The sequence below is a fragment of the Methylophaga sp. UBA1464 genome (genome assembly GCF_002325665.1).
In the GTDB taxonomy this organism is placed as follows: Bacteria; Pseudomonadota; Gammaproteobacteria; order Nitrosococcales; family Methylophagaceae; genus Methylophaga.
On the sequence record NZ_DCSO01000055.1, the window covers coordinates 10,368 to 12,126 of the forward strand.

2 protein-coding genes are annotated in these 1,759 nt (G+C 44.9%); both read left to right on the plus strand.

What is annotated here, in order from left to right; genetic code table 11:
- Positions 1-11 precede the first annotated feature (11 nt).
- Complete coding sequence (locus B3O33_RS06860; RefSeq protein ID WP_292363267.1) at positions 12-113, plus strand: M23 family metallopeptidase; 102 nt, start codon at positions 12-14, stop codon at positions 111-113.
- A gap of 138 nt (positions 114-251) precedes the next feature.
- On the plus strand, positions 252-1,759 hold a 1,508-nt coding region (gene secA / locus B3O33_RS06865), incomplete at its 3' end, for a preprotein translocase subunit SecA (protein WP_292363263.1).

The window sequence follows — 1,759 nt, forward strand, 5'->3', positions numbered from 1 at the left end:
AGGGTGATGTTATCGCATTGATGGGTTCAACCGGCCGCTCAACCGGTCCGCATGTTCATTTCGAAGTGCTAAGAGACGGTAAATCAGTCAATCCATTTAACTACATCGAATAACGCTTCTTGCAATTGAAAAAAATGTCACCACTTAAAAAAGTGTGGCAGGTCTTTCGATCTTCTTAACAGTACGCGTTATAATCACGCGATTAATCAAACCGTCGTCAATTCGGCACAATTCAACAGGTAGTTTCAGTCATGGTAGGCAAGTTTTTCAGTAAGGTTTTCGGCAGTCGTAACGATCGTGTAATCAAAAAACTGCAGAAACAAGTTGGCCTTATCAATGATTTGGAAAGCGAATACGAAAAACTTGATGATGCTGCCTTAAAAGCCAAAACCACAGAATTCAAACAACGACTCGCAGATGGCCAGACACTGGAAGATATTCTGGTTGAAGCTTTCGCTGTCGTACGTGAAGCCGGCAAGCGGGTAATGGAAATGCGCCACTTTGATGTGCAGCTGATTGGCGGTATGGTGCTCAATGATGGCAAAGTTGCTGAAATGAAAACCGGTGAAGGTAAAACACTGGTTGCAACCCTGGCTGTTTATCTCAATGCGTTAACTGGTGAAGGTGTTCACGTAATTACCGTCAACGATTATCTGGCGAAACGTGACTCAGCCTGGATGAGTAAGCTATATGGTTTCCTGGGATTAACAACGGGTGTCATTGTCAGCGGATTAAGTGGTGATGAACGTCGTGAAGCCTATGCTGCGGATATTACCTACGGCACCAATAACGAGTTTGGCTTTGATTATCTGCGCGATAATATGGCCTTTCGGCTTGAAGACCGCGTGCAACGCCCCCTGAATTTTGCGGTTATCGATGAAGTCGACTCCATTCTTATTGACGAAGCACGGACGCCCCTGATCATATCTGGTCCTGCCGAGGATAGCTCTGAACGGTATGTACAGATCAATTCACTCATCCCAAATCTGACGAAACAGGAAGGTGAAGAAGAGGATATTACCGTACCCGGTGACTACACCGTCGATGAAAAGAACAAACAGGTTCATTTCACTGAGGCCGGTCATGAAAAAATTGAGCAATTACTGACCGATGCCGGTCTGCTCGATGAAGATGCCAGCTTATACGATGCGGCAAATATCGGACTTATGCACCATGTTACAGCGGCATTGCGAGCGCATGTATTGTTTCATCGGGATGTTGAGTACATTGTGCAGGACGATCAGATTGTAATCGTCGATGAATTTACCGGGCGTACCATGCCGGGCCGTCGTTGGTCTGAAGGTTTACATCAAGCCATCGAAGCCAAAGAGGGTGTGAAGATTCAAAATGAGAATCAAACGCTTGCATCAATAACCTTTCAGAATTATTTCCGTCTGTATAAAAAATTATCCGGTATGACCGGTACCGCTGATACGGAAGCATACGAATTACAATCGATTTATGGGCTGGAAGTTGTCGTCATCCCGACACATCGGCCAATGCAACGTAAAGATGAAGCGGATCGTATTTACCTGACAGCCAAAGAAAAATTTGATGCAATTTTGTTGGACATTCAGGAATGTATAAAACGTAAACAACCGGTGCTGGTGGGTACGGCTTCGATTGAAAGTTCAGAATATCTGGATAAATTACTGACCAAAGCCAAAATTCCGCATGAAGTGCTGAACGCCAAATTCCATGAAAAAGAGGCGCATATCATAGCTGAAGCAGGTAAACCCGGTTCCGTAACTATCGCCAC